This window comes from Moheibacter stercoris, from assembly GCF_040545805.1.
Classification (GTDB): Bacteria; Bacteroidota; Bacteroidia; order Flavobacteriales; family Weeksellaceae; genus Moheibacter; species Moheibacter stercoris.
In genome coordinates, this window is the sequence record NZ_JBEPMO010000002.1 from 216448 (window position 1) to 240653 (window position 24206).

General features: G+C 36.1%; 26 protein-coding genes. 18 read left to right on the plus strand and 8 right to left on the minus strand.

Annotated features, from left to right (window positions below):
- The first annotated feature begins 51 nt into the window (after window positions 1–51).
- The 7 genes from miaB to secG all read left to right on the plus strand — a co-directional run bounded on the left by miaB (window position 52) and on the right by secG (window position 6570).
- Window positions 52–1491: a tRNA (N6-isopentenyl adenosine(37)-C2)-methylthiotransferase MiaB gene (miaB, locus tag ABID46_RS02895; RefSeq protein WP_354506880.1), complete on the plus strand. Its 1440-nt coding sequence runs from the start codon at window positions 52–54 to the stop codon at window positions 1489–1491.
- Between the two features lie 10 nt (window positions 1492–1501).
- Window positions 1502–2056 (plus strand): GNAT family N-acetyltransferase, encoded by a 555-nt coding sequence (locus tag ABID46_RS02900; protein WP_354506882.1) that lies wholly within the window; start codon window positions 1502–1504, stop codon window positions 2054–2056.
- Between the two features lie 2 nt (window positions 2057–2058).
- Entirely contained in the window at window positions 2059–3309 is a 1251-nt protein-coding gene (locus ABID46_RS02905; protein ID WP_354506884.1) for a sigma-54 interaction domain-containing protein, read from the plus strand.
- Window positions 3310–3354: 45 nt separating this feature from the next.
- Entirely contained in the window at window positions 3355–4614 is a 1260-nt protein-coding gene (locus ABID46_RS02910; RefSeq protein ID WP_354506886.1) for a DUF937 domain-containing protein, read from the plus strand.
- Between the two features lie 76 nt (window positions 4615–4690).
- Window positions 4691–5215 (plus strand): LptE family protein, encoded by a 525-nt coding sequence (locus ABID46_RS02915; protein WP_354506888.1) that lies wholly within the window; start codon window positions 4691–4693, stop codon window positions 5213–5215.
- Window positions 5216–5299: 84 nt separating this feature from the next.
- Complete coding sequence (locus ABID46_RS02920) at window positions 5300–6118, plus strand: DUF8458 domain-containing protein (RefSeq protein ID WP_354506890.1); 819 nt, start codon at window positions 5300–5302, stop codon at window positions 6116–6118.
- A 107-nt stretch (window positions 6119–6225) separates the two neighbouring features.
- Window positions 6226–6570, plus strand: a complete 345-nt coding sequence (secG, locus tag ABID46_RS02925) for a preprotein translocase subunit SecG (protein WP_354506892.1) — start codon at window positions 6226–6228, stop codon at window positions 6568–6570.
- Window positions 6571–6626: 56 nt separating this feature from the next.
- Here secG and ABID46_RS02930 read toward each other — a convergent pair whose 3' ends face one another.
- On the minus strand, window positions 6627–7496 hold the full coding sequence (locus tag ABID46_RS02930; RefSeq protein ID WP_354506894.1) for an ion transporter: 870 nt from the start codon (window positions 7494–7496) through the stop codon (window positions 6627–6629).
- 99 nt (window positions 7497–7595) lie between these two features.
- On the opposite strand from ABID46_RS02930, the gene ABID46_RS02935 reads away from it, so the two are divergent.
- Entirely contained in the window at window positions 7596–8486 is an 891-nt protein-coding gene (locus tag ABID46_RS02935; protein ID WP_354506896.1) for a TIGR01777 family oxidoreductase, read from the plus strand.
- 55 nt (window positions 8487–8541) lie between these two features.
- Here the strand turns inward: ABID46_RS02935 and aqpZ are convergent, their stop codons facing one another.
- From aqpZ to ABID46_RS02960, 5 genes are all read right to left on the minus strand, one after another.
- The gene (gene aqpZ, locus ABID46_RS02940; RefSeq protein ID WP_354506898.1) at window positions 8542–9255 is read right to left on the minus strand and encodes an aquaporin Z; all 714 of its coding nucleotides are present in this window, start codon (window positions 9253–9255) and stop codon (window positions 8542–8544) included.
- 74 nt (window positions 9256–9329) lie between these two features.
- Complete coding sequence (locus ABID46_RS02945; RefSeq protein ID WP_354506900.1) at window positions 9330–10247, minus strand: GYDIA family GHMP kinase; 918 nt, start codon at window positions 10245–10247, stop codon at window positions 9330–9332.
- Window positions 10248–10314: 67 nt separating this feature from the next.
- Window positions 10315–11193 carry an ACP S-malonyltransferase gene (gene fabD / locus ABID46_RS02950; protein ID WP_354506902.1) on the minus strand — a complete coding sequence of 293 codons (879 nt, stop codon included), beginning with the start codon at window positions 11191–11193 and terminating at the stop codon, window positions 10315–10317.
- 26 nt (window positions 11194–11219) lie between these two features.
- Window positions 11220–13136 (minus strand): glycosyltransferase, encoded by a 1917-nt coding sequence (locus ABID46_RS02955; RefSeq protein WP_354506904.1) that lies wholly within the window; start codon window positions 13134–13136, stop codon window positions 11220–11222.
- A 29-nt stretch (window positions 13137–13165) separates the two neighbouring features.
- Complete coding sequence (locus ABID46_RS02960) at window positions 13166–13981, minus strand: 2,3,4,5-tetrahydropyridine-2,6-dicarboxylate N-succinyltransferase (RefSeq protein ID WP_354506906.1); 816 nt, start codon at window positions 13979–13981, stop codon at window positions 13166–13168.
- Window positions 13982–14135: 154 nt separating this feature from the next.
- On the opposite strand from ABID46_RS02960, the gene ruvX reads away from it, so the two are divergent.
- From ruvX to mazG, 4 genes are all read left to right on the plus strand, one after another.
- Window positions 14136–14549 carry a Holliday junction resolvase RuvX gene (gene ruvX / locus ABID46_RS02965; RefSeq protein WP_354506908.1) on the plus strand — a complete coding sequence of 138 codons (414 nt, stop codon included), beginning with the start codon at window positions 14136–14138 and terminating at the stop codon, window positions 14547–14549.
- Between the two features lie 649 nt (window positions 14550–15198).
- Complete coding sequence (gene def / locus ABID46_RS02970; protein WP_354506910.1) at window positions 15199–15771, plus strand: peptide deformylase; 573 nt, start codon at window positions 15199–15201, stop codon at window positions 15769–15771.
- 20 nt (window positions 15772–15791) lie between these two features.
- On the plus strand, window positions 15792–16310 hold the full coding sequence (locus ABID46_RS02975; RefSeq protein WP_354506912.1) for a DUF5606 family protein: 519 nt from the start codon (window positions 15792–15794) through the stop codon (window positions 16308–16310).
- Between the two features lie 63 nt (window positions 16311–16373).
- The gene (gene mazG / locus ABID46_RS02980; RefSeq protein ID WP_354506914.1) at window positions 16374–17138 is read left to right on the plus strand and encodes a nucleoside triphosphate pyrophosphohydrolase; all 765 of its coding nucleotides are present in this window, start codon (window positions 16374–16376) and stop codon (window positions 17136–17138) included.
- 1 nt (window position 17139) lies between these two features.
- Here the strand turns inward: mazG and ABID46_RS02985 are convergent, their stop codons facing one another.
- The gene (locus tag ABID46_RS02985) at window positions 17140–17430 is read right to left on the minus strand and encodes a type II toxin-antitoxin system RelE/ParE family toxin (protein ID WP_354506916.1); all 291 of its coding nucleotides are present in this window, start codon (window positions 17428–17430) and stop codon (window positions 17140–17142) included.
- Complete coding sequence (locus ABID46_RS02990; protein ID WP_354506918.1) at window positions 17414–17674, minus strand: hypothetical protein; 261 nt, start codon at window positions 17672–17674, stop codon at window positions 17414–17416. The genes ABID46_RS02985 and ABID46_RS02990 overlap by 17 nt, the downstream gene beginning before the upstream one ends.
- A 252-nt stretch (window positions 17675–17926) precedes the next feature.
- Between ABID46_RS02990 and ABID46_RS02995 the strand changes: the two genes are divergently transcribed.
- The 6 genes from ABID46_RS02995 (at window position 17927) to ABID46_RS03020 (ending at window position 24199) form a co-directional block, all read left to right on the plus strand.
- The gene (locus ABID46_RS02995; RefSeq protein ID WP_354506920.1) at window positions 17927–18853 is read left to right on the plus strand and encodes a T9SS type A sorting domain-containing protein; all 927 of its coding nucleotides are present in this window, start codon (window positions 17927–17929) and stop codon (window positions 18851–18853) included.
- 147 nt (window positions 18854–19000) lie between these two features.
- Window positions 19001–19462 carry an IS200/IS605 family transposase gene (gene tnpA, locus ABID46_RS03000; RefSeq protein ID WP_354506922.1) on the plus strand — a complete coding sequence of 154 codons (462 nt, stop codon included), beginning with the start codon at window positions 19001–19003 and terminating at the stop codon, window positions 19460–19462.
- Between the two features lie 745 nt (window positions 19463–20207).
- Window positions 20208–22211, plus strand: coding sequence for an excinuclease ABC subunit UvrB (uvrB, locus tag ABID46_RS03005; RefSeq protein ID WP_354506924.1), 2004 nt, complete (start codon window positions 20208–20210; stop codon window positions 22209–22211).
- A 92-nt stretch (window positions 22212–22303) separates the two neighbouring features.
- The gene (locus ABID46_RS03010) at window positions 22304–23455 is read left to right on the plus strand and encodes an MFS transporter (RefSeq protein ID WP_354506926.1); all 1152 of its coding nucleotides are present in this window, start codon (window positions 22304–22306) and stop codon (window positions 23453–23455) included.
- Window positions 23456–23544: 89 nt separating this feature from the next.
- Window positions 23545–23838: a type II toxin-antitoxin system HigB family toxin gene (locus ABID46_RS03015; RefSeq protein ID WP_354506928.1), complete on the plus strand. Its 294-nt coding sequence runs from the start codon at window positions 23545–23547 to the stop codon at window positions 23836–23838.
- A 1-nt stretch (window position 23839) separates the two neighbouring features.
- A complete protein-coding gene (locus ABID46_RS03020) occupies window positions 23840–24199 on the plus strand; it encodes a helix-turn-helix domain-containing protein (protein ID WP_354506930.1) in 360 nt (119 codons plus the stop codon).
- Window positions 24200–24206 lie beyond the last annotated feature (7 nt).

The following is a 24206-nucleotide window of genomic DNA, read 5'->3' on the forward strand; positions in this document are numbered from 1 at the left end:
TCAGTTTGTCAGTATTTTTCGTAAATTTGCGAACTATTTTGAATTCATAAAATGCATACAGAAACAAAAGAAATCAATGAAGCTATCCAAGGTAACCCCCTTGTATTGGAAGGAAATAACAGCAATTCTAAAAAATTATTTTTGGAAAGTTATGGGTGCCAGATGAACTTTTCTGATTCCGAAATCGTCGCCTCAATTCTATCAGAGAATGGTTACAATACCACTCAAAAAATGGAAGAAGCTGATTTGATTTTGGTCAATACTTGTTCCATTCGTGAAAAAGCGGAACAAACTGTTCGCAAACGATTAACCGAATTCAATGCCTTGAAAAAATCCAATCCTTCTATGAAAGTTGGGGTTTTGGGTTGCATGGCAGAACGACTAAAAGCCAAATTTTTAGAAGAAGAAAAAATCGTTGATTTGGTTGTGGGGCCAGACGCATACCGCGATTTGCCCAATCTTTTATCTGAAGTGGAAGACGGTCGTCAGGCTATCAATGTAATTTTATCCAAAGATGAAACCTATGCCGATTTAAATCCGGTACGTTTGGGTGGAAATGGCGTAACGGCATTCGTAACCATTACTCGCGGATGTGACAATATGTGTACGTTCTGTGTGGTTCCCTTTACGAGAGGTCGTGAAAGAAGTCGTGATCCTCATTCAATTTTGGATGAATGTAAAAATCTTTGGAACGAAGGATACAAAGAAGTTACCCTTTTGGGACAAAATGTAGACTCTTATTTATGGTATGGTGGCGGTTTGAAGAAAGATTTCAAAAACGCAACCGATATGCAAAAAGCGACTGCAGTTGACTTCGCTCAATTGTTGAGCATGGTCGCTGAAGCCTTGCCAGGATTGAGAATCCGATTTTCTACGTCCAACCCCCAAGATATGCACGAAAATGTTTTGCGTGCCATGGCGAAATACGATAATATCTGTAAATACATTCACTTACCTGTTCAATCGGGAAGTACAACGGTTCTTGAACGCATGAATCGTCAACATACACGTGAAGAATATTTAGCCTTGATTGATAAAGTTCGCGAAATCGTACCAGATTGCGCACTTTCTCATGATATGATTGCAGGATTCTGTGGAGAAACCGAAGAAGAACATCAAGATACACTTTCCTTAATGGAGTATGTTCAATATGATTTCGGATTTATGTTTGCCTATTCCGATCGTCCTGGAACTCCAGCTCACAAGAAAATGGTGGACGATGTTCCCGATGATGTGAAGAAAAGGAGATTGACTGAAATCATCAACCTACAACAAAAACATGCTGCCACAAGAATGCGTGCTTATGTTGGGAAAGTTCACGAAGTTTTGATTGAAGGAAACAGCAAACGAGATGAAAATTTCTGGTATGGTAGAATTTCACAAAATGCGGTTATGGTATTTCCAAAAGTCGAAGGAACAAAAGTCGGAGATTTTGTCATGGTGAAAGCCAATGATTGTACTTCGGCAACATTATTGGGTGAACAAGTTTAAAGATCACCTTATGGAACTGTCTATTAACTTTTCTAATTTTCCTATTTTGGAATCAGAACGATTACTTCTGAGAGAAGTTACACCTGACGACGTAAAGGAAGTTTTTCAATTGCGATCCGATAAGGAAATCATGAAATACATCCCAAGAGTTCCAGCCCAAACCTTAGAAGATGCCTTGGAGCACATTCAAATTTTGAGTGAAACCAAAGAAAAAGAAGAAGGAATCAGTTGGGGAATTTGCCAAAAAGGCGAAGACAAAATCATGGGAATTATTGGTTTATACCGAATCAACAAACCCAATTTCCGTGCAGAAGTGGGCTATATTTTAGATCCAAAATTTCACGGCAAAGGATTTGTTTCCGAAGCGATACAATTGGTCATTGATTTTGGTTTTAATACCTGCAAATTCCATACGCTAACGGCGATCATTGACCCAAGAAATTCAGCTTCTGAAAAAGTTTTGCAGCGAGCAAATTTTCAGAAAGAAGCTCATTTTAAAGAAGATTTTTATTTCAATGGAGAATTTTTAGATTCTGTCCATTATTCAATTATAAATAAAAAATAAAGATGGATAATCTTACGACCATAAAACAACGTTTTTCAATTATTGGAAATGATTCAGGGCTAAATCGCGCATTGGAGAAAGCCATTCAAGTTGCTCCCACTGATATTTCTGTTTTGGTGATGGGAGAAAGTGGTGTGGGAAAGGAATTTATCCCCAAAATCATCCATTCTCAATCCGCTCGAAAACACAATAATTACATCGCTGTTAACTGCGGGGCTATTCCAGAAGGAACGATTGATTCAGAGTTATTTGGTCATGAGAAAGGTGCCTTCACGGGTGCAACCACAACGCGTAAAGGCTATTTTGAAGTTGCCGACAAAGGAACTATCTTTTTAGATGAAGTGGGCGAATTGCCCTTGTCAACCCAAGTTCGTTTGTTGCGAATTTTAGAAAGTGGTGAATTCATGAAAGTTGGCTCGTCTGAAATTCAAAAAACCGATGTTCGTGTCGTTGCGGCAACCAATGTCAACATGATGAGCGCCATTGAAAAAGGAAAATTCCGTGAAGATTTGTACTATCGTTTGAATACAGTTCAAATCGATATGCCCGCTTTGAGAAATCGTAAAAATGATATCCCACTTTTATTCAGAAAATTCTCAGCAGATTTCGCAGCCAAATACCGTATGCCTACCTTGGAATTAACGCCAGAAGCTACTCAATATATTGTCAATTATCCATGGCCAGGAAACATCCGACAATTGCGAAATGTCGCAGAAGAAATTTCGGTAGTGGAAAAAGATCGAATCATTGATCTTGATAAAATTCAGGTCTATTTACCGTATCAAAATACCATGCCGACCTTGGTCAGCCAAGAAAAATCAGGTGGAAATGCAGATCATTTGGAGCGAGAAATTTTGTTCAAATTTTTATTGGAAATGAAACAAGATTTGAATGATTTGCGCTCGTTAACCTTGGATTTAATTCATAACAAAGAAAATATTTCTACTTCCAATTTGGATATACTTCAAAGAGTAATTCGCGAGAATAATTCGACTGAGGAGGATTTTTCACCAATGAAAATAATTCCAAAGGAAGAAACCCCTACTTCGATTGTCCAAGATTATGATTTTGATGAACATGATTATGAAGAAGTAAATGATACGGACGAATCTTTATCACTCCAAGACAAAGAAAAAGAGTTGATCAAAAAAGCATTGGAGAAATACAAAGGAAAACGTCGTTCTGCAGCCGATGAGCTCGGAATTTCTGAACGTACGCTTTACAGAAAAATCAAACAATATGATTTAGAATAGGTTAGAATTGACTAAATTTGATTGTACAACTTAAAATCAAACATTATGTCATCAACTATTGTAAACCTAATTAAGGATCAATTGGGATCCAACTTAATTCACCAATTCGCCAATCAAACCGGAGAAAGCGAATCGGGGATCTCAAAAGCAATTTCTGCTTTAATACCTACTGTTTTGGGTGGTTTGGCAAATAACTCAACCAATTCAACTGTCTTAAATTCAATCTCGAATCCAGAATCGTTTGGTTTCCTAACCAATTTAATGGGAAATTCGTCCAATAATTCCATGATCACCAATTTACTAACCAGTATTTTTGGTGACAAAGTCGGCGGTTTGGTTTCTACTATTGCCAATTTTGCTGGAATTAGTAATAATTCTTCGAATTCCTTGTTGAATATGGTCACCGGAGCAACCTTAGGTTCTTTAGGCAAATATGCCACTGAGAACAATTTAGGAGCATCTGGAATCACGAGTTTATTGAATGACCAAAAAGGAGTTGTTTCTTCCCTATTGCCAGCAGGATTATCCTTGGCCTCCTTAGGTTTTGGAAACTGGTTTGGAGGAAACAAAGACGCAGAGCGTGTTACCCAAACAACTTCAAGTTCACATTCAGAAACGACTTACAATACCCCAAGAAATACCCAAAACAATAACAATGGAATGAATTGGCTGAAATGGTTAATTCCATTGGCTTTGTTATTATTAATCGGTGGGTATTTGTTAAAAAAATGTAGTACCGAAGAGGAAGTTGTCGTAACGCAACAAACCAATGACACCATCATTGGCGACGATATCGTGGAAGAAGAAATCACAACCATCCAAACTCCTAATCGAGTGTACGAAGAAGTGGACTTAAAAGGAACCAAATTGAAAGCCTACCAAGGCGGTTTGGAAAGTCAAATCATCAATTATTTGAATTCCGGAAATTATGAAACTGCAGATGATGCAGCTCTTAAAGATACTTGGTACACCTTTGACAATGTGAATTTCAAAATGGGTAGTTCCGACCAATTAGAGGATGGATCAACTGCTCAATTAGAAAATTTGGTTGCGATTTTGAAAGCATTCCCTGAAGCCAAAATTAAAATTGGCGGTTATACCGATAAGGTGGGTGATGCTGCAAAAAACAAAGCTTTGTCTCAAGCACGTGCTGACTTTATCAAAAACTGGTTAAACAAAGCGGGTGTTGGATCACAAGTTGTTTCCGCAGAAGGTTATGGAAGCGAATTTGCCAAAATTCCAGCAGAAGCTACGGATGCAGAAAGAGCGGTTGACCGTAAAATGGCCATTCGTTTTACCAAATAATGAGAACAAAATTCATAAAAGAGTCGGATTTATTTCGGCTCTTTTTTTTTGCCTCAAACTGACGTATCTTCGTTGCATGATTTTACAATTAGGATTGAAAACGAAAATTTTGGCCATTGCTTTTAGCATTGGAGCATTTTTAAGCTTGACGAGTTGTTATACACTTTCTGGATCTTCTATCCATCCAACATGGGAAACCATCAACATTGCCGTTTTCCCGAATTATGCGCCTTATCAAAATCCAAATTTAAGTCCTGAGTTCACCAATAAATTACAAGACATTTTCAACAATCGAACGAAATTATCTTTGACCAATTCAGATGATTCTGATTTGTATATTGATGGTGAAATTACAGGCTACCAACAAACTTCGGTTGCGATTCAAGCCAATGAAATCGCAGGTAAAAACCGATTGACGATAACCGTAAGGGTTCGCTATGAAAACAGAAAAGATGAAACCAAAAGTTTTGACAAATCCTTTTCTGCTTATGAGGATTTCGAAAGCAATCAGACTTTACAACAAGCGGAATCTGCTTTATTGGAAAGCATTATCGATCAATTAACGCAGCAAATTTTCAATGCCGTTGCCATGGATTGGTAATCCAAGTGATTTTCTTGGAAAGCTATCCATTTCCCATTCATTTTGATTATTTTCGCATTTCAAACTTAATTTGGTTCCTATTTCATGCATCCTAGAATTCAACATTTAATTCTCCATCCTTTTGAAGTTCAACTTTCAGACGTTGCGCTACTTCAAGATGAAATAGAAAAATATCCCTATTTTTCTACGTTGAGAACTTTGTTGCTTTTTGGCTTGAAAGAATTTGATCATGCTTCCTATCAGAATGAATTAAAAAAAACAAGCATCTATTGCCCGAGTCGTGTTGCTCTATATCATTATTTGCAAAAGGAGAAACAAGAATCGACACAAATTCAAGAAGAAGCAATTGAAATAGTAGAAACTCAAGAAGAAATTATTAAGGAAATTCCGACTGAAAGCATTGTTACACTTGAAAACATTGAAGAAACCGAAGATTTCATTCCTTCAGATGAAGCGGAAATAGATTCAGAAGAAATTTTAGTATCGGAAACAGAAGTTGCTACCGAACCAGTGGAGGAGCCTAAATCGAGTGAACTAACTTTTGCGGAATGGTTGAGTTTGCCTAAGAAAGAGGTAGGAAAATCATCCGAAAATTTGACTTCACAAAAAGCACCGAGTGAAAAGGAAATTAAATTTCAATTGATAGAAGAATTCATTGAAAAATCGCCTAAAATCTCACCTCCTTCCAAAGAGGTATCTATAAGTTCAGTGTTAGAAAAATCAATGAACACAGAAGAATATTCCGATTTGATGACGGAAACTTTGGCGCAAATTTATACCGAACAAAAAAAGTATGACAAAGCAATTCGTGCGTATAAAATCCTGATGATCAAATATCCAGAAAAAGAAGAATATTTCTCAGACAAAATTGAGCATATTGACTATATGATGAATTCAAAATAGGAATATCACTGTTTTCATCCTCATCTCAAGCTTTTTAAACTTTCTTTTGAATAAGTTAGAAAAATTCACTTTATTTGCAGACTTAATTCTAGTAATAAAAAAATAAAATGCAGACGTTTATATTTTTAATGGTGGTGATCATCGCTGTTTGTGCCATTTTAGTTTTGGTTATTTTATCTCAAAACCCTAAAGGAGGAGGATTATCTTCTACATTTGGTGGTTCAGGAGGTGGGCAAATGTTCGGAGTTCAAAGAACAAACGAATTTTTGGACAAAGCAACTTGGACATTGGCAGGTTTAATCGTGGCTTTGGTTATTGCAGCAAATGTAATGATGGAAAATCCTTACGCTCCTAAAACTTCTGTTGAAAGTATTATTCCAGAAGCTGCAGCAACAGCACCAACCCCAGATGCACCAGCTACTCCTCCAGCTCAATCAGAAACTGGAAATTAATTTGAATCAAAATTGATCTATATAGAATCCCTTGCGAAAGCAGGGGATTTTCTTTTTTAGTGAAGTGGATATCCGCAAGTCTTGCAAAAATTTGCACCATCTAAATGTTTGGAATCATGACAATGCTGGCAAACTTGGGAATTCTTTTGCGGTTCATTTTCTTTGCGAGCTCCTTTCACCGCTTCAGCAGTTACAATTCCCGTTGGGACAGCGATCACACCATAACCAATAATCATCACAATCGAAGCCAAAAATTTCCCAAATGCTGTTACCGGCGCAATATCGCCATAACCTACCGTTGTCAAGGTAACAACTGCCCAATAAATACTTGTGGGAATACTTGTAAATCCCGACTCAGGATGCTTTCCTTCCACTACATACATGATGGATCCAATTACCACTACAATCAAGGTGACGAACGATAAAAACACCACAATTTTCGCACGGCTATTTCGGAGTGCCAATAAAATGGTATTTCCACCTCGTAAGAAATCCGTCAAACCAAAAATTCGGAAGATTCGGAACAATCGTAAGATTCTGATGCTGGATAAATATTTGGATGACGGATAAAATATCCCCATATAGGTTGGTAGAATACTCAACAAATCAATAATTCCATAGAAACTAAAAAAGTATCGCCAAGGTTTTCTAACCGTATACAATCGTAGAATATATTCGAGGGTAAATAGAATTGTAATAACCCATTCCCAAATCACCAATTCCCGATGGTATTTTGCATTGATCGAATCGACAGATTCAAACATAACCAAGGCTACGCTGATTAAAATAAGGATTAGCAAGCAGATATTGAAAAGTTTCCCGTAAAAGGTATCCGATTCAAAAATGATTTCGAATAACCGATCACGGAATCGACTTTGTTTCGATTTTTCCATTTTCGGAAACATCAATTTATCTTCCAAATTCATTGCTCCTACATTTTATAGAACGAATGTAAGAATTATTTCGCAAGGATTTTTTGACCTAAAAATGAAAACCAAACTAATTTCTTTTCTTATCTTCCTTCCATGAAAACGATTCTTATTTCAGGCGCAACCGGATTAATTGGCAAAGCATTGGTGAAAAAATTACAATCCAAAGGCTATGAAGTAAGGATTTTGTCGAGAAGTAAACAAGAAAATTCATTGTATTGGGATATTGATAAAGGGATTATTGACGAATCTGCTTTTGAAAATTTAGATGCCATCATCCACCTTGCGGGCGCACCCATTTCGAAACGATGGACGAATTCTTACAAGAAAGAACTCTACGATAGTCGAGTGAAATCTTGTGATTTACTTTTTCAATACGCATCAAAATTAAATTCGAAACTATCAACCTTTATTACCGCTTCTGGAGCAAATTACTATGGAACCAAAAATTCCTCTAAAATTTACAAAGAATCAGATGAACATGAACCCGATTTTTTAGGTCAAATGTGTTATGATTTGGAAAAATCTGCTCAAGAATTTGAAAAATTAGGTACAAGAGTATGCGCTCTTAGAACTTCAGCGGTATTATCTTACCAAGGTGGAATGCTAAAAGAATTGAAACCGATGGTAAAAGCATCTGTACTTTCGCCTTTGGGATCTGGAAACCAAATTTTACCGTGGATTCATCTCGATGATATTGTGAATATGTATTGCTATTTGTTGGAAAATCCCAGCTTAGAAGGTCCTTTCAATGCTGTGGCTTCCGAAATCACAACCAATAAAGAATTCGCCCAAAAACTAATGCGTGCTCATGGGAAATCCATTCTTTTGCCCAAAGCTCCTGCCTTCATTTTAAAATTAGCTTTAGGCGAAATGTCTGAAATTCTTCTCAAAGGTTCAGCATTGTCAAACGAAAAAATTAAAAAAGCGGGATTTCAATTTGAATTTAGCAACTTAGAAAAAGCTTTAGCCGATTTAAATTCATAAAAAAACCGCCCAAATCGAATTCAAGCGGTTTTGTATTTTATTTGTTTAATTCTAATTAAGCTTCTGCAGTTTCTCTTTGCAATAAGAATTTATAAATCAATCCTCCAACTATTGCTCCAGCGATTGGCGCAACCCAGAACAACCATAATTGAGCCAAGGCTTGTCCACCTACAAATACTGCTTGTGAAGTAGAACGCGCTGGATTTACGGATGTATTGGTTATTGGAATAGAAATCAAGTGAATCAAGGTTAATCCAAGTCCAATTGCGATTCCTGCAAATTTCCCATTGGCCCATTTATCGGTTGCTCCCATGATGATAATCAAAAAGAACATCGTCAATAAGAATTCGGTTAAAAAGGCTTGCTGCATGGAATAACTTTTCCCAAAATATACGGCCGAATCATAAAAATTCGTGGCAAATGCTCCTGGCCCATCACCAACGCCCCCGCTGATAAAACATAAAGCTCCTGCTGCGGCGATACCACCCACACATTGAGCAATGATATACGGAGCCAATTCCTTTCCGGAAAATCTTCCTCCTGCTAATAATCCAAATGATACTGCTGGATTGAAATGTCCACCTGAAATATGACCTACCGCATACGCCATGGTCAAAACTGTTAAACCAAAAGCTAATGAAACGCCGACCAATAAAATCCCCAATTGTCCACCGTCTCCTGCTGCAATTTGTGAGGCAAAAATGGCACTACCACAACCTCCAAATACTAACCAGAAAGTTCCTAAAAACTCTGCTAAATACTTTTTCATAGATAAAATTTAAGTTAATGTTCTTACGAATTTAGAATATTTACCCAATATTTTATGATTTTTTTCCTTAAATATTAAAGAATTAAGTCTCTGAAAGGCAAAAGAATCGAATAACCCTTTGATTCAAAATAGGCTTGAAAATCGTTTCGTTTGGTAACTAAAACAAAATCTCCTCCCCATGCACCCAAGCTTTTGACACTTCCCTCATAATCCGAAAAATACAAATCTTTGACTTTGGGTCTGTTCATGAATTCGGATAATAATTCTTCATGTTGATCGATGTTTCGTTCAAATTCTTCCAAGGATTTTGCTTTATAAATTTTCATCACCAAATCTGAAATTTCGTCTATCAAACAATCATTTTTGGGTAAAGATTTATAGGATTGTGCAACGCCCAATTGGGTGTCTTGTTTTTGATTTAAATAAAGGAAGTACAATTGATCCAGAAAACTTGGGCTAAAATCTACCGACTCAATTTTCGGTTTTAGGTTGATTAGTTGATACAAAATTGGGGCATCATTTCCTGCCGAAGCAATGTCGTATCCGCTTGTTTTAAAAGTCAAATTGGACAATTCAAATTCATTTACTCCTGCCCATTTCGCCAACAAATAAATCAAAGTTGAACTACTTCCCAATCCCCAATCTTTAGGAAATTCTAATTGCGTAACACAAGAAATTGATTGATGGAAATTCTCAAAAAAACTTGAATTTAACTTCTCGATGGCTTGAAAAATTTCAACTAATTTTTCTGCTAAAATCGAATTTGAAGCTTCAATGACATTCAACGTTGGAAGCTCAAATTTCGCAGAAAACCAAACTTCCATATCGCTTAATCTAGCTTCCCAATTCAAGTATTTCTCTTCGGAATTCTCATAGGAAACTTTCAAGAATTGTCCCAATTTAGTCGGAATTGCAAATGCCAATCCCCCATCGAGAACGGTATATTCTCCGGCAATTAATAATTTCCCATTTGCTCTAAATTCCTGAATCATATTTTCCTAGTAACAACCAAGCCCTAATAGATCTGGCTATTAGGGCTTGGCTGAATGTAATTTTTATTTATAAACTCGCTGAGCTCGTCCCCACCGAATTGTCAATTTTTCGAACCAAACCTTGTAAGGTATTTCCTGGACCAACTTCAATGAATTCAACAGCGCCGTCTTTGATCATTTGTTGAACAGATTGCGTCCATTTTACAGGAGCCGTCAACTGCGCAATTAAGTTCTTTTTGATTTCTTCAGGATTGGTTACCGCTGTTGTGGTGACGTTTTGGTAAACTGGACAAATAGGCGTCATAAATTCTGTATTAGCGATTGCTTCTGCCAATTCATCTTCTGCTGGCTTCATCAAAGGAGAGTGAAATGCTCCTCCAACAGGTAACATCAATGCTCGTTTTGCACCAGCAGCTTTTAGTTTCTCGCATGCCAATTCCACTGCTGGAACTTCACCCGAAATCACCAATTGACCTGGACAATTATAATTTGCCGCAACTACAACGCCTTCTGTTTCGGAACAAATCTGTTCAACTACCGCATCTTCTAAACCTAATATTGCCGCCATAGTGGATGGTTGGATTTCACATGCTTTTTGCATCGCTAAAGCACGTTTGTACACCAAATTTAATCCTGATTCAAAATTCAAAGTTCCATTGGCAACCAAAGCAGAAATTTCCCCTAAAGAATGTCCCGCAACCATATCGGGCTGGAAATTTTCTAAGGTTTTCGCCAAAATAACCGAATGCAAAAACACCGCTGGTTGGGTTACTTTGGTTTGTTTTAATTCCTCAGCAGTTCCTTCAAACATGATTTTGGAAATTTCAAAACCCAATTGTTCATCGGCTTGTTGAAATAATTCTTTTGCCAGGTCAGAATTGTCGTACAAATCTTTCCCCATTCCGGTAAATTGTGCTCCTTGTCCTGGAAATACGTATGCTTTCATGATACTTTAAAGTTTCTTAAATGTAATTATTTTTTTGATTTCTTGTTGTTTTCCCACATTTTTGATAAGAACAAATAACGTTTGAAAACATGGTGTGCATGAAGTTTTGATATGATATACCCTTCTCCACCGTCCAAAATTCCTAATCGCAGAATGTAGTGATGTACAAAACGGAACCAGGGTTTCACCCAAAAATGAAAAATAGTAGGTTTTAATCCTTTTTTGTACAATTCTTTGGCACGTAAAATGGAATATTGGGTTAATTTTCGGTCATATTCTTCTACTGAGAAATAAGAATAATGATCGAGTTTATTGGTTAGGAATTTAACTTTCCCTTTGCTATCGATTAATTCATGAACCAATCTTCCTTCTCCATAACGATTTATGGATTTTTTGAACAATCGAATCGCTTTGTCATTTTGCCAACCCGATCGTTTGATGTATTTCTCCATGAAATAAAAACGTCGATACACAAAAAATGCATCCGCTTCGTTTTTCTTGATTTCATCAATCATTTCAAAAATAAGCGACTTCGAAATTCGTTCATCTGCATCAAAGAAAGTCACCCATTCGTTTCTAGCTTGATCAATCGCAAAATTCTTTTGAGAGGTAAAATTGTCAAATTTTCGCGTAATGAATTTTACTTTTGGATGCTTTTTTGCGATTTCAGCTGTTCGATCTGTACTTTCTGAATCTACCACGATGATTTCATCGGCATACCAAGCTTCATCTAAAAACTTTTGAATGTTTCGTTCCTCATTGTATGTAATGAGCAGGGCAGATATTTTTGGCAGATCTCTACTGAATTCATCTGGAATCCCTACATCTCCAAAATTTCCTTGTAAAAATTTGTCAACTTCTGCTTGTACATAGGTTAAGCTCAATTTTCTATAGTATTTGTGTGCGTTTTTTAATAAATACTTATCAGTTCTTTTGTCTATTGTTGGTTTGTCTAAATCCTGAAAATGTACACTTACGTGTTTGTGTCCATCTTCAAAACACCCCCAATCATTGGGAAATTTATGCGGCGAATAGATACTAAAGGTCGCTACATCCAATGCTTTGGACATATTGACACCTCCTCCTTCATTACCAACAAATGCATCACAATGATAAAGAATTTTTAGAAGTTCTCGGACGTTTTTGCCCATCACTTCTAAATATATCTTGTCTAACGAAGGCAAACCAGCTTTTATTTTATCAACAGTTGATTGTTGACTCGGGATATAATTGAAAAGAATGTTGAAGTTATAGTGCTTTTGGATATGCGCAATCAATTTTGTCATATAATCAATTGGCCAGGATTTTTCCTCTCCACTACCCAAAATTCCCATCATAATGGTTTTGCGTGAAAAATCTATGTTAGCTTTTTCCAAAATTTCTCTCCCTTCTTCAATTTCCTCTTGCGTCAGATAAATTTTTGGGTGTAAGGCTAATGGTATAGGTTCCTTCATCAAAGGATTCACCAAAGAAACTCGGTTATCTACAGCTGTACAAGATGTTTCTCTTGAAGGAATTTCTTTCTTTTCTACAACGTCAGTATAAATATGTTTAAAGAAGGGTTTGTTGTAACTTATTCTTCTTTTCGCATTCGATTTTAACGAAATAAATCGGCTTTGTAATTTGGCATAAGGATCTAATACCAAATCGTATTTTAAATCATGAATTTCGTTGGCATATTGATTGAGAATGGAAATGTTTTTCAATTTCTTCTCATCAAACGAAATGATTTTGTCTACATAAGGATTGTTTTCCAAAACAGCAACAGCAGGCCGATAGCAAAAAAAATGAACTTCGATTTCAGGATCAATTTTTTTGAGATTTTCAGCTATGACCGATGAGGTCAAAACGTCACCAATGTATTTGTTTTGAAGAATTAAAGCTTTTTGTCGCGAAATGTTTTGCGAGGATTCTTGCTTTGTATTTTCCTTAATTTCTAGCATAGAGTGAACCAAAAGTAAAGACAGTGAAATTAAACTGCAACATTATGCTCTCTTAATGCATCATTTAGAGAAGTCTTTAAATCGGTGCTTTCCTTTCTTTTGCCTATAATGATTGCACAAGGAACATGGTACTCTCCTGCTGGAAATTGTTTCGCATAGCTACCAGGAATTACAACCGAACGAGGAGGAACTTCGCCTTTTAATTCTACTGGAGTATCTCCTGTTACATCAATAATTTTGGTAGAGGCTGTCAAGACAACATTGGCTCCCAAAACAGCTTCTTTTCCTACACGCACACCTTCAACCACGATACAACGTGAACCGATGAATGCATTGTCCTCAATAATAACAGGTGCGGCTTGAAGAGGCTCTAAAACACCACCAATACCGACACCGCCACTTAAATGGACATTTTTGCCAATTTGGGCGCAACTACCAACAGTTGCCCAAGTATCGACCATTGTTCCTTCATCTACATAGGCTCCAATATTCACATAAGAAGGCATCATGATAACTCCTTTGGACACATAAGATCCGTGACGAGCAATAGCATGAGGAACTACTCGAACTCCTTTTTCTGCATAATTTCTTTTCAATGGAATTTTATCGTGGAATTCAAAAATTCCCACTTCAATTGTTTCCATTTGTTGAATTGGAAAATACATTACAACAGCTTTTTTCACCCATTCGTTAACTTGCCATCCGCCATCAATTGGTTCTGCCACTCGTAAAGTTCCAGCATCCAACAAGTCAACCACTTCTCTTACTGCATTTTGAGTTTCTTGCTCCTTTAACAAATCGCGATTTTCCCACGCCGATTCTATAATTGATTGTAAATTCTGCATATCATTCTTATGTTGGCTACAAATCTACATTTTTAAGTTAGATTTAAGAAAGTTGAACGTAGAAATAAGCGAATTAAATTCATCAAAAAACCTTGTTTTACTATTTCATCAAAATTTGTTCTAGATTCTAAATTCTAACTTCTATCTTTGCTACATGCCAAGAATTATTGCCATCGATTATGGAATGAAACGTACAGGAATTGCCGTAACTGATGATTTACAAATCATTGCTACTGCACTTGATACGGTTGACACAAAAGTTTTATTTCCATTTTTGGAAAAGTATTTTGCTGAAAATACCATTCAAGAAATTGTCGTGGGATTGCCTATGCGTATGCATGGAGAAGTGGGACAATTGGAAGTGGAAATTCAAAAGTTTATTTCAACACTACAAGAAAAATTTCCATCCATTCCAATTTTTAGGCAAGATGAATCGTTTACGTCCAAAATGGCTTCGCAAGCAATTTTTCATTCGGGAGCGAAAAAGAAAAAGCGTCAAGAAAAAGGCCTGATTGATAGAGTCAGCGCAACAATTATCCTACAGTCTTATATGGAGAATAAGTTTTGAGTAGGATTCTTCTACGGTGGAAAAGGCTGGAAGTTGGATGCTGAAGGTTTAGAGAAATACAAATTTTTACACTCTTAAATGTGTGAAGGCTGCGTAATGATTAATTAGTTTTTCTATTCGACTTCTCTGAAGTCGGTTTTTGTAATTATGATTATTCTACAGCTATTTGACCTCTCTGAGGTCGGTTTGAACTTTCTACCTTTTATTTTTATTCTACAGGTATTTGACTTTTCTGAGGTCTTTTATATATAATATCTTTCAATCATCTCTAATCAATTTATTTTCAGCTACCTGACCTTTCTGTGGTCTTTTTGAATAGTATTTCTTTTAAATTTCTTGAAACTTTAAACCTTGAACTTTAAACGTTAAACTTAGTTCGCTTGAGGGATTACCTACGGTGCATACTTCGTAAGTGAAGTGGAAATCCTTTTGGGCTTCGACTACGCTCAGCCACCCTTAAGCGACGAACAACTGTTTCCTTGGAGAAATTTGAGTAAGTATAAATACATAAGCCCAAAAGATTGCAACGGAAAGCCCGACATCTTCTCGTGACGACATAAATCGTGACGAGAAGAGGTCACGCCCTGAAAAAAATGGAAGTTTTTACGGTTAGAAATTTCTTAATCCTATCTTTGCAAAAAATTTGGAAATGATTTTACCGATTCGTGCCTACGGAGATCCTGTTTTAAGACAAACGGCAGTCGATATTGATAAGGATTACAAGAACTTACCACAGTTAATCGAAAATATGTTTGACACCATGGCTGATGCGTATGGCGTTGGACTGGCTGCTCCTCAAATAGGGTTGGCAATCCGTTTGTTTATTGTAGACTTGACTCCTTTTGCAGAGGATGAGGAATATGCTGAAATCGCCGAAGAATTGAAAAGTTTCAAAAAAGTATTCATCAACCCGAAAATTGTGGAAAAGAAAGGTGAGGAATGGAAATTTAATGAAGGTTGTTTGAGTATTCCTGGCGTACGAGAAGACGTTTCAAGACCAGAAACAATCGTGATTGAATATTTTGATGAAAATTGGGAAAAACATAAAGAAGAAATTTCCGATATTCGTGCCCGCGTTATTCAACATGAATACGATCATATTGAAGGAATTTTGTTTACCGACTATTTATCGGCATTCAAAAAGAAGTTAGTACAAAACAAATTAAAAAGTATATCCAAAGGGAAAGTAAAGGCAGATTATAAAATGCAGTTTCCTAACTAATGAAAAATGTAAGTAAGACTATGGATTTAACAAAAATTATTTCAATCTCTGGTAAACCAGGATTATTTAAATTGATTTCTCAGGCCAAAGGTGGTTTTATAGTTGAAGATTTGGACAAAGGAAAAAAAACCTCTATTTCGGCTCATAATAATGTAAGTTTATTGGAAAACGTTGCCATTTATGGTGTTTCTGAGGAATTTCCTTTGAAAGAAGTTTTCACAAGAATCTACAATAAAGAGAATGGTGGAGCTGCCATCAGCCACAAAGAATCAGGCGCTAACTTGCGTAAATACATTGAAGAAGTATTACCTGAATATGATGAATCACGTGTATATGATTCTGACTTGAAAAAATTGTTTCAATGGTACAATATTTTGCAAGCTAATGGTTTGGTAACGCCAGTAGAAGAGCCAAAAGCGGAAGAAACTTCTGCAGAGGTTGAAGAAAAACCTAAAAAAGCAAAAAAAGCTGCTGAACCAAAAGAGAAAGCTGAAACGAAGGAGAAAAAAGCTCCTAAAGCAAAAAAAGAAGACAAATAATACTTACCATACAAGGGTTTTTTTCATTTTTGAAACAAACCCTTTTTTTAATGTTATCCCAAAATGTATTCTAGAGAAGAACAACTCATAGCTTTTAATCGATTACTAGATGTCATGGACGATTTGCGCGAAAAATGTCCGTGGGATAAAAAACAAACCATGGATAGCCTTCGCTATTTGACGATCGAAGAGATGTATGAATTGTCGGATGCTATCCTAGAAAAAGACATGCCCGAAATCAAAAAAGAATTGGGCGATGTTTTCCTTCATTTGGTTTTCTATTCGAAAATCGCTTCCGAAACCCATGATTTTGATATTGCCGATGTTTTGAACAGCATCTGCGAAAAATTGATTTATCGTCATCCGCATATTTATGGTGATGTAAAAGTTGCCGACGAAGCAGAAGTGAAACGAAACTGGGAAAAACTAAAACTGAAAGAAGGGAAAAAATCGGTATTGGAAGGAGTTCCTTCTTCTCTACCCGCGATGGTAAAAGCCTACCGAATTCAAGAAAAAGTGAAAGGAGTTGGATTTGAATTTGCTAATTCTGAAGATACTTGGGCGAAAGTCAAAGAAGAAATAATGGAATTTGAGCAAGAATCTGACCCTGAGAAACGCGAACAAGAATTGGGTGATGTTTTCTTTTCTTTGATTAACTATGCTCGTTTTACGGGTATCAATCCCGAAGATGCACTCGAACGTACGAATAAAAAATTCATATCGCGATTTCAACAAATTGAAGAATTAGCACTACAACAAGGAAAAAACATTTCGGAACTTTCTCTCGAAGAGCAAGATGAATTGTGGGAGAAGGCGAAAGGGATGTGAATTATTTCGGTTTTTTAGCAGGATTTGCTTTTGCTGGAAAAAGCGTATAAATAATGATTTCATTTTCAAAAAATTCAAAAATGATTTGAAAAGGAAAATTTTTGACCAATGCTTGTCTGTAATTTTTGATTTGAATTTGAAAAGATAAGGGTTGAATAGAAATTTCCGATAAAAGAGAATCAGTTTCTCTATAAAAACGCACTCCTAATTCTTCATTTATTGATGAATAATATTCAAATGCTTCAGATAGGTTAATCCAATATTCTTCTTTTATTTTAATGTGATATTCCATAGGAATCTTCAAATCTTTTTCTGAAATCTTCTAAAGACATCGATTCACTATCGCCTGAAAAATGACGTTTACGAATATCATCAAGATATTGAATTTGATCTTGACTTAAGGGTAAAACATCGGAATTAGTGATTTCATCTGAATATAATAATTCTTCTAATTCCTTCAATTTTGTAAGTTGATCGGAATTGATCATACGGATGAAATCTTCAATAAACTTATATTTTCTTGCCGTTAAGTCCATTTAACTTTTGCTTCAAACAAATTTAGTAAATAAAATTTTACTTATTATAAAACACAATTCTAAACTTCTTCAGATAAAAATCTCAATAATCAATTCAATCGACTAGCTCCCAATAAGCAACTGAATTAGTCACATCAATATTATGAAATCTCTTTCCCATAAAGGATTTTTATGATGTTAAATCTTCCAATATCTTTTTAAATCGAACATAAAAAAGATACCTTCGGCGACCAAAATTTTAAGTAGCGAAAAATGAAAAAGTTTTATGTATTGGGCTTGTCGTTATCAGCAAGCTTTGTATTGTCGCAAGAGGTTATATCTTTTGAAGCAGAGGAAGGCTATGAACTAGGAACAATCCACAACCAACAAGGATGGACAGTGACAGAAGGAATCGATGGATTGTTGGAAAATCAGATTATTACCGATGAATTAGCGACAGAAGAAAATAGTTTTTCTTTTAAAAATGCTCATGAAACAGATTTTGATTACCAATGGTTCCCCATATTTGGTGCTTCAAAAATGTTTAACGAATCCTATAAAACCGAAGGATTTAGCATAACTTATGACGTTATGGTAACCGAACTAATGGGTGCAGATTTTGAATTTACCATTTATTCTCAGGACGAAGTGGAAGATTTTTATCCAATCGGTGGAGTTGGTATGGAATACCAAGGTGGACTTTATGTGATCAATAGTTTAGACTATGATTATGAAACGATCGATTCAGTGGAGTGGACTCCCAACACTTGGTATACCATCAAAATTGAAGTAAATCCAACAGAAGTGAAGTATTATTTCGATGGGGAATTAATCTTTACAGGAGAAAACTACAATCCAACCAATATCGCTGGATTTAACATGTTGCACAATAATTATGGAGGAAGTGCATTCTACGATAACTTTATCATCGAAGGGGAAGTTTCTACAGCAGGTTTAAATGAAATTGCAAAAACTGCTGCTAAACTTTATCCAAACCCAGTGAAGGATGTTTTGACTATTTCATTGACAAATAACGAAGAAGTTTCTTCGGTTGAAATTTTCAATGTTTCAGGACAAAAAGTAAAATCTACTCAAAATGTTTCTAAATTGATGATTTCAGAATTAGCAAAAGGAATCTACGTTTTGAAAGTTCAAACAAAATCAGGAAAAATTGTAACGGAAAAATTCATCAAGAACTAAATTCCGACATATAATTACAACTATAAAGCGATCTATTTAGGTCGCTTTTTTATTTAACAAGAAAACCTAAGAAGCCATTTAACTAATTAAAATTAAATCAGTTTACACCTATTCATATAAATTTATACTAACTTAAATCTATAAACTATGGGAGATGCATTTCATCAAATCTACGTTCAACTCGTATTTGCCGTAAAGGGTCGACAAAGTTTAATTAAAGATTCTTGGGAAATTGAGTTATATAGCTATATCGGAGGGATTTTGAAAGAAAAAGGCAATAAACCTTTAGCCATAAACGGAATGCCCGATCATATCCATATTTTTTATTCGCATAATCCAAATCTGGGTATATCGGAATTGGTACGAGAAATTAAAAAATCGAGTAATATTTTTATTAATTCAAAAGGTTTTGTGCTTGGAAAATTCGAATGGCAACAAGGTTATGGCGCCTTTTCGTATAATAAATCAGCTGTAAGTAATGTGATAAATTATATTGACAATCAGAAAATTCATCACCAAAAAACATCTTTTCAATCGGAATATAAATCGCTTTTGGAAAAGTTTGAAATTGAATATAAAGAGGAATATTTGTTTGATTGGATGGATTAAATTTACAGCTATGCCATCTCTCCGAGATGTTTTTACATTGACATATTAAATCGATATGCAATTCAAAATAGACTTCGAAGAAGTCGAATAGACATTTTCACAGTTTATTATTTCGTTGATTTTATGCGACTTCTCCGAAGTCGACCAATTGTATGTCTTTATTTCCTACAGCTATGCCATCTCTCCGAGATGTTTTTCCATTGACATATTAAATAGATATGCAATTCAAAATAGACTTCGGAGAAGTCAAATAGCTGTAATACACAATATGTGAGTGACTGCGACTTCGGATAAGTCGACCAATTCTATATCTCCGTATTCTACAGTTATTTCATCTCTCCGAGATGTTTATCATTAACATTTTAAATCGATATGCAATTCAAAATAGACTTCGGAGATGTCTAATAGCTGTAATATATAATTTATGAGAGACTACGACTTCGGAGAAGTCGAATAGACATTTTCGCAATTTATTATTTTGTTGATTTTATGCGACTTCTCCGAAGTCGACCAATTCTACATCTCTGTATTCTACAGTTATTTCATCTCTCCGAGATGTTTATCATTAACATTTTAAATCGATACGCAATTCAAAATAGACTTCGGAGAAGTCAAATAGCTGTAATACACAATATGTGAGTGACTGCGACTTCGGATAAGTCGAATTAGAACCCGTCACAAACCACAACCCTTTTTGATAAATCAGCCCTTAATCGTACCTTTGCAAGCTCAGTACAAATCGATTATGAAGTTTAAAATCCATTCGGAATTTGCCCCTACAGGAGATCAGCCCAAAGCCATTCAATCTTTGGTAGATGGCGTAGAATCGGGTGATCGTTACCAAACTTTATTGGGTGTAACGGGTTCAGGAAAAACCTTTACCATCGCCAATGTAGTTCAAGAAACCCAACGTCCGACTTTGGTTTTGGCGCATAACAAAACCTTAGCGGCACAATTGTACATGGAATTCAAGGAATTTTTCCCTGAAAATGCGGTGGAATATTTCGTTTCCTATTACGATTATTATCAGCCCGAAGCTTATATTCCAACTTCTGGTTTGTACATTGAGAAAGATTTATCCATCAACGAAGAAATTGAAAAATTGCGTTTGAGCACCAGTTCCGCACTTCTTTCAGGTCGTCGTGATGTCTTGGTCGTGGCTTCCGTTTCTTGTATGTATGGAATTGGAAATCCAAATGAATTCCACAAAAACATCATCAACATTGAAGTCGGACAAAACGTTGCGCGAACCAAATTTTTACAAAAATTGGTAAGCTCGCTTTATGCAAGATCAGAATCGGATTTCTTGAGAGGAACTTTTCGTGTTCGTGGAGATGTAACCGATATCTTTCCAGCGTATTCCGATCAAGGAGTTCGTGTCCATTTCTTTGGCGATACTATTGAGGAAATCGAAATCATCGATCCAACTTCGGGTAAAAGAATTAGTTCGATGGAGAAAATCAATATTTATCCAGCGAATCTTTTTGTGACTTCTCCTGAAACTTTAAATGGAGCGATCAAAAACATCCAAATCGATTTAGGAAAACAAGTGAATTATTTCCAAGAAATCGGCAAGCATTTGGAAGCGAAACGATTGCAAGAACGAACCGAATTTGACGTCGAAATGATGAAGGAATTGGGCTATTGTTCAGGGATTGAGAACTATTCACGTTATTTAGACGGTCGACTTCCAGGCACACGTCCTTTCTGTTTGTTGGACTATTTCCCAGATGATTATTTGATGGTTGTGGACGAATCCCACGCTACGATTCCCCAAGTTCATGCGATGTATGGAGGCGACCGCAGTCGTAAAGAAAATTTGGTGGAATACGGATTCCGATTGCCTGCAGCGATGGATAATAGACCCTTAAAATTTGAGGAATTTGAATCGTTGCAACGACAAGTTATTTACGTTTCTGCAACACCAGCGGATTATGAATTGGAGAAATCGGAAGGTGTGGTGGTAGAACAAATCATTCGTCCAACGGGATTATTGGATCCGATTATTGAAATTCGTCCTTCTTTGAACCAAATGGATGATTTGATGGAGGAAATTCAGAAACGTGCAGAAGAAGACGAACGTACCTTGGTCACAACCTTAACCAAACGAATGGCAGAGGAATTGACGAAATATTTGACTCGATTTGGCGTGAGAACGCGATACATACATTCCGATGTTGACACTTTGGAGCGTGTTCAAATTATGCAGGATTTACGTTTAGGATTGTTTGATGTGTTGGTTGGAGTGAATTTGTTGCGTGAAGGATTGGATTTGCCAGAAGTTTCCTTGGTAGCTATTTTAGATGCGGACAAAGAAGGATTCTTACGAAACCACCGATCTCTTACACAAACTTCTGGTCGCGCTGCCCGAAACGTCAACGGTCGTGTGATTATGTATGCGGACAAAATCACAGATTCGATGCAGAAAACCATTGATGAAACCAATCGTCGTCGTGAAATTCAAATCAAATACAACGAAGAGCACGGCAAAACACCTCAACCCTTGAACAAAAAAATCAATGCGTTGAATGCTTCGGCTGAACAATTTGAAATGAATCCGTATCAACGAAAATCCTTGGATAGTTTGGCAGCAGAACCGAAACAAGACTATGGTTCTATGTCAACGGAAGATTTGCAAAAACAAATCGATGCTCTTCAAAAGAAAATGGAAAAAGCAGCACAAAATTTAGATTTTATAGAAGCTGCAAAATTCCGTGATCAAATCAAGGCGCTTCAAGGAGTTGATTAAAATCAAGAAAATTTCATTTTGAGGAAATTATTGCTAAAATCTTTCTCATTTCATTTTGCGATTACGACCTTTGCAGTCGCAAATAAAGTAGGATGAAAAAAGGATTGATTGCATTAGCATTTGGAGGAATGGCGATAGGAATGACAGAATTTACCATGATGGGAATTTTGCCAGACATTGCCAAAGATTTGAACGTATCCATTCCAAAAGCTGCGCATCTCATCGCTCTTTATGCTTTGGGCGTGGTTGTAGGAGCACCAACTTTGGTATTGGCTTCAAGTAAATATCCGCCCAAAACCGTTTTGATGGCATTCATGATTATGTTTGTGGTTTTCAATGGAATTTTTTCGATTGCGCCTACTATGTGGTCATTGGAACTATCCCGATTTGCATCGGGTTTACCGCATGGTGCATTTTTCGGAGTCGGATCGGTTGTCGCAACAAATCTCGCTACCAAAGGAAAAGAAGCCCAAGCGATTGCCATCATGTTTACAGGAATGACCTTGGCAAACTTAATCGGAGTACCCATCGGAACCTATGTAGGGCATCATTTTTCTTGGCGATTAACCTATGGAATCATCAGTTTATTGGGGTTGATTACCTTCTTTGCACTCATGTTTTGGTTGCCAAAAATTCAAACTAGTTCCAATCAGAATCTTTTTGCTCAGTTGAATTATTTTAAAACTTGGCGCGCTTGGTTGCTAATTGCGATTATTTCGATTGGAACAGGTGGTTTATTTGCTTGGATTAGTTATATCGCTCCATTAGCAACAGAGGTTTCAGGAGTTCCAGAAAATAGAGTTCCACTGATTATGATATTGGTAGGATTGGGAATGTTTTTCGGAAATCTTTTGGGTGGAAAATTGGCTGACACCATCAATCCAACGAAGGCCACTATGCTTTGTTTTTCCTCCATGGCCCTATGTTTGATTTTTGTTCATTTCACTTCTCATATTCATGAAATGGCGTATGTGATGGCATTTATAACAGGAATGATTTCCTTTACCGTTGGTTCACCTTTGCAAATGATGTTGATCAATTCGGCCAAAAGAGCCGAAACAATGGCGGCTTCTGCGGGGCAAGCAAGTTTTAACTTAGGAAATACCTTGGGCGCGTATTTCGGAGGAATTCCAATTACCTATGGTTTAGCATACAATACGCCTGTTTTGGTTGGTGCCGGAATGGCTTTATTGGGTGTTATGCTGACGTTTGCGTATTTGAGAAGTCAGAGATTTAAGGCATAAAAAACTTCTTAGAATTCTAACTAATTAAAAAAAAACAAAATGTTCCCATTTCGGGAACTTTTCACTATCTTTGTTCAAATTGATTCTTTTTGCGTGTTATTTCAAAAAAAATATTGAGAGAATTTTGGGAGGTTCATTCAGATATTGAACAGTCCTTAAAAACTTGGTACAAAGAGACTGAAGATGCAAATTGGTCCAATTTTAATGAACTAAAAGAAGTTTATCCGAGTGCCAGTATTTTGGAAAATAATCGTGTATGTTTCAATATCAAAGGAAATCATTATCGATTAATTGTACGCATTAATTTCGATTACCAAATGATTTGGATTCGATTTATTGGAACACATTCAGAATACGATAAAATCAATGCTAATTCGATTTAACATGAGTATGAAATTAATAAAAACTGAAGCTGACTATAACTCTGCCTTAGATAGGTTAGAAGAAATATTCGATGCTAAAATGGGAACTCCAGAAGGTGATGAATTAGAATTATTAGGGGTATTAATTGATCTATATGAAAAGGAAAAGTTTCCAATTGATTTACCAGACCCAATAGAAGCCATTAAATTTCGAATGGAACAAATGAATTATAATCAGAAAGACTTAGCAGAAATAATTGGTTTAAAAAGTAGAGTAAGTGAAATTTTGAACAAAAAAAGAAAATTAACCTTGGAAATGATTCGAAATCTAAATGAAAAATTGGACATTCCTTCTGAAGTTTTGATTCAAAACTATAAATAAAAAAACC

Bases quoted from the DNA above. Each gene is read 5' to 3' on its own strand.
- miaB (WP_354506880.1), top strand. From the start codon at position 52: ATGCATACAGAAACAAAAGAAATCAATGAAGCTATCCAAGGTAACCCC.
- ABID46_RS02900 (WP_354506882.1), top strand. From the start codon at position 1,502: ATGGAACTGTCTATTAACTTTTCTAATTTTCCTATTTTGGAATCAGAA.
- ABID46_RS02905 (WP_354506884.1), top strand. From the start codon at position 2,059: ATGGATAATCTTACGACCATAAAACAACGTTTTTCAATTATTGGAAAT.
- ABID46_RS02910 (WP_354506886.1), top strand. From the start codon at position 3,355: ATGTCATCAACTATTGTAAACCTAATTAAGGATCAATTGGGATCCAAC.
- ABID46_RS02915 (WP_354506888.1), top strand. From the start codon at position 4,691: ATGATTTTACAATTAGGATTGAAAACGAAAATTTTGGCCATTGCTTTT.
- ABID46_RS02920 (WP_354506890.1), top strand. From the start codon at position 5,300: ATGCATCCTAGAATTCAACATTTAATTCTCCATCCTTTTGAAGTTCAA.
- secG (WP_354506892.1), top strand. From the start codon at position 6,226: ATGCAGACGTTTATATTTTTAATGGTGGTGATCATCGCTGTTTGTGCC.
- ABID46_RS02930 (WP_354506894.1), bottom strand. From the start codon at position 7,496: ATGAATTTGGAAGATAAATTGATGTTTCCGAAAATGGAAAAATCGAAA.
- ABID46_RS02935 (WP_354506896.1), top strand. From the start codon at position 7,596: ATGAAAACGATTCTTATTTCAGGCGCAACCGGATTAATTGGCAAAGCA.
- aqpZ (WP_354506898.1), bottom strand. From the start codon at position 9,255: ATGAAAAAGTATTTAGCAGAGTTTTTAGGAACTTTCTGGTTAGTATTT.
- ABID46_RS02945 (WP_354506900.1), bottom strand. From the start codon at position 10,247: ATGATTCAGGAATTTAGAGCAAATGGGAAATTATTAATTGCCGGAGAA.
- fabD (WP_354506902.1), bottom strand. From the start codon at position 11,193: ATGAAAGCATACGTATTTCCAGGACAAGGAGCACAATTTACCGGAATG.
- ABID46_RS02955 (WP_354506904.1), bottom strand. From the start codon at position 13,136: ATGCTAGAAATTAAGGAAAATACAAAGCAAGAATCCTCGCAAAACATT.
- ABID46_RS02960 (WP_354506906.1), bottom strand. From the start codon at position 13,981: ATGCAGAATTTACAATCAATTATAGAATCGGCGTGGGAAAATCGCGAT.
- ruvX (WP_354506908.1), top strand. From the start codon at position 14,136: ATGCCAAGAATTATTGCCATCGATTATGGAATGAAACGTACAGGAATT.
- def (WP_354506910.1), top strand. From the start codon at position 15,199: ATGATTTTACCGATTCGTGCCTACGGAGATCCTGTTTTAAGACAAACG.
- ABID46_RS02975 (WP_354506912.1), top strand. From the start codon at position 15,792: ATGGATTTAACAAAAATTATTTCAATCTCTGGTAAACCAGGATTATTT.
- mazG (WP_354506914.1), top strand. From the start codon at position 16,374: ATGTATTCTAGAGAAGAACAACTCATAGCTTTTAATCGATTACTAGAT.
- ABID46_RS02985 (WP_354506916.1), bottom strand. From the start codon at position 17,430: ATGGAATATCACATTAAAATAAAAGAAGAATATTGGATTAACCTATCT.
- ABID46_RS02990 (WP_354506918.1), bottom strand. From the start codon at position 17,674: ATGGACTTAACGGCAAGAAAATATAAGTTTATTGAAGATTTCATCCGT.
- ABID46_RS02995 (WP_354506920.1), top strand. From the start codon at position 17,927: ATGAAAAAGTTTTATGTATTGGGCTTGTCGTTATCAGCAAGCTTTGTA.
- tnpA (WP_354506922.1), top strand. From the start codon at position 19,001: ATGGGAGATGCATTTCATCAAATCTACGTTCAACTCGTATTTGCCGTA.
- uvrB (WP_354506924.1), top strand. From the start codon at position 20,208: ATGAAGTTTAAAATCCATTCGGAATTTGCCCCTACAGGAGATCAGCCC.
- ABID46_RS03010 (WP_354506926.1), top strand. From the start codon at position 22,304: ATGAAAAAAGGATTGATTGCATTAGCATTTGGAGGAATGGCGATAGGA.
- ABID46_RS03020 (WP_354506930.1), top strand. From the start codon at position 23,840: ATGAGTATGAAATTAATAAAAACTGAAGCTGACTATAACTCTGCCTTA.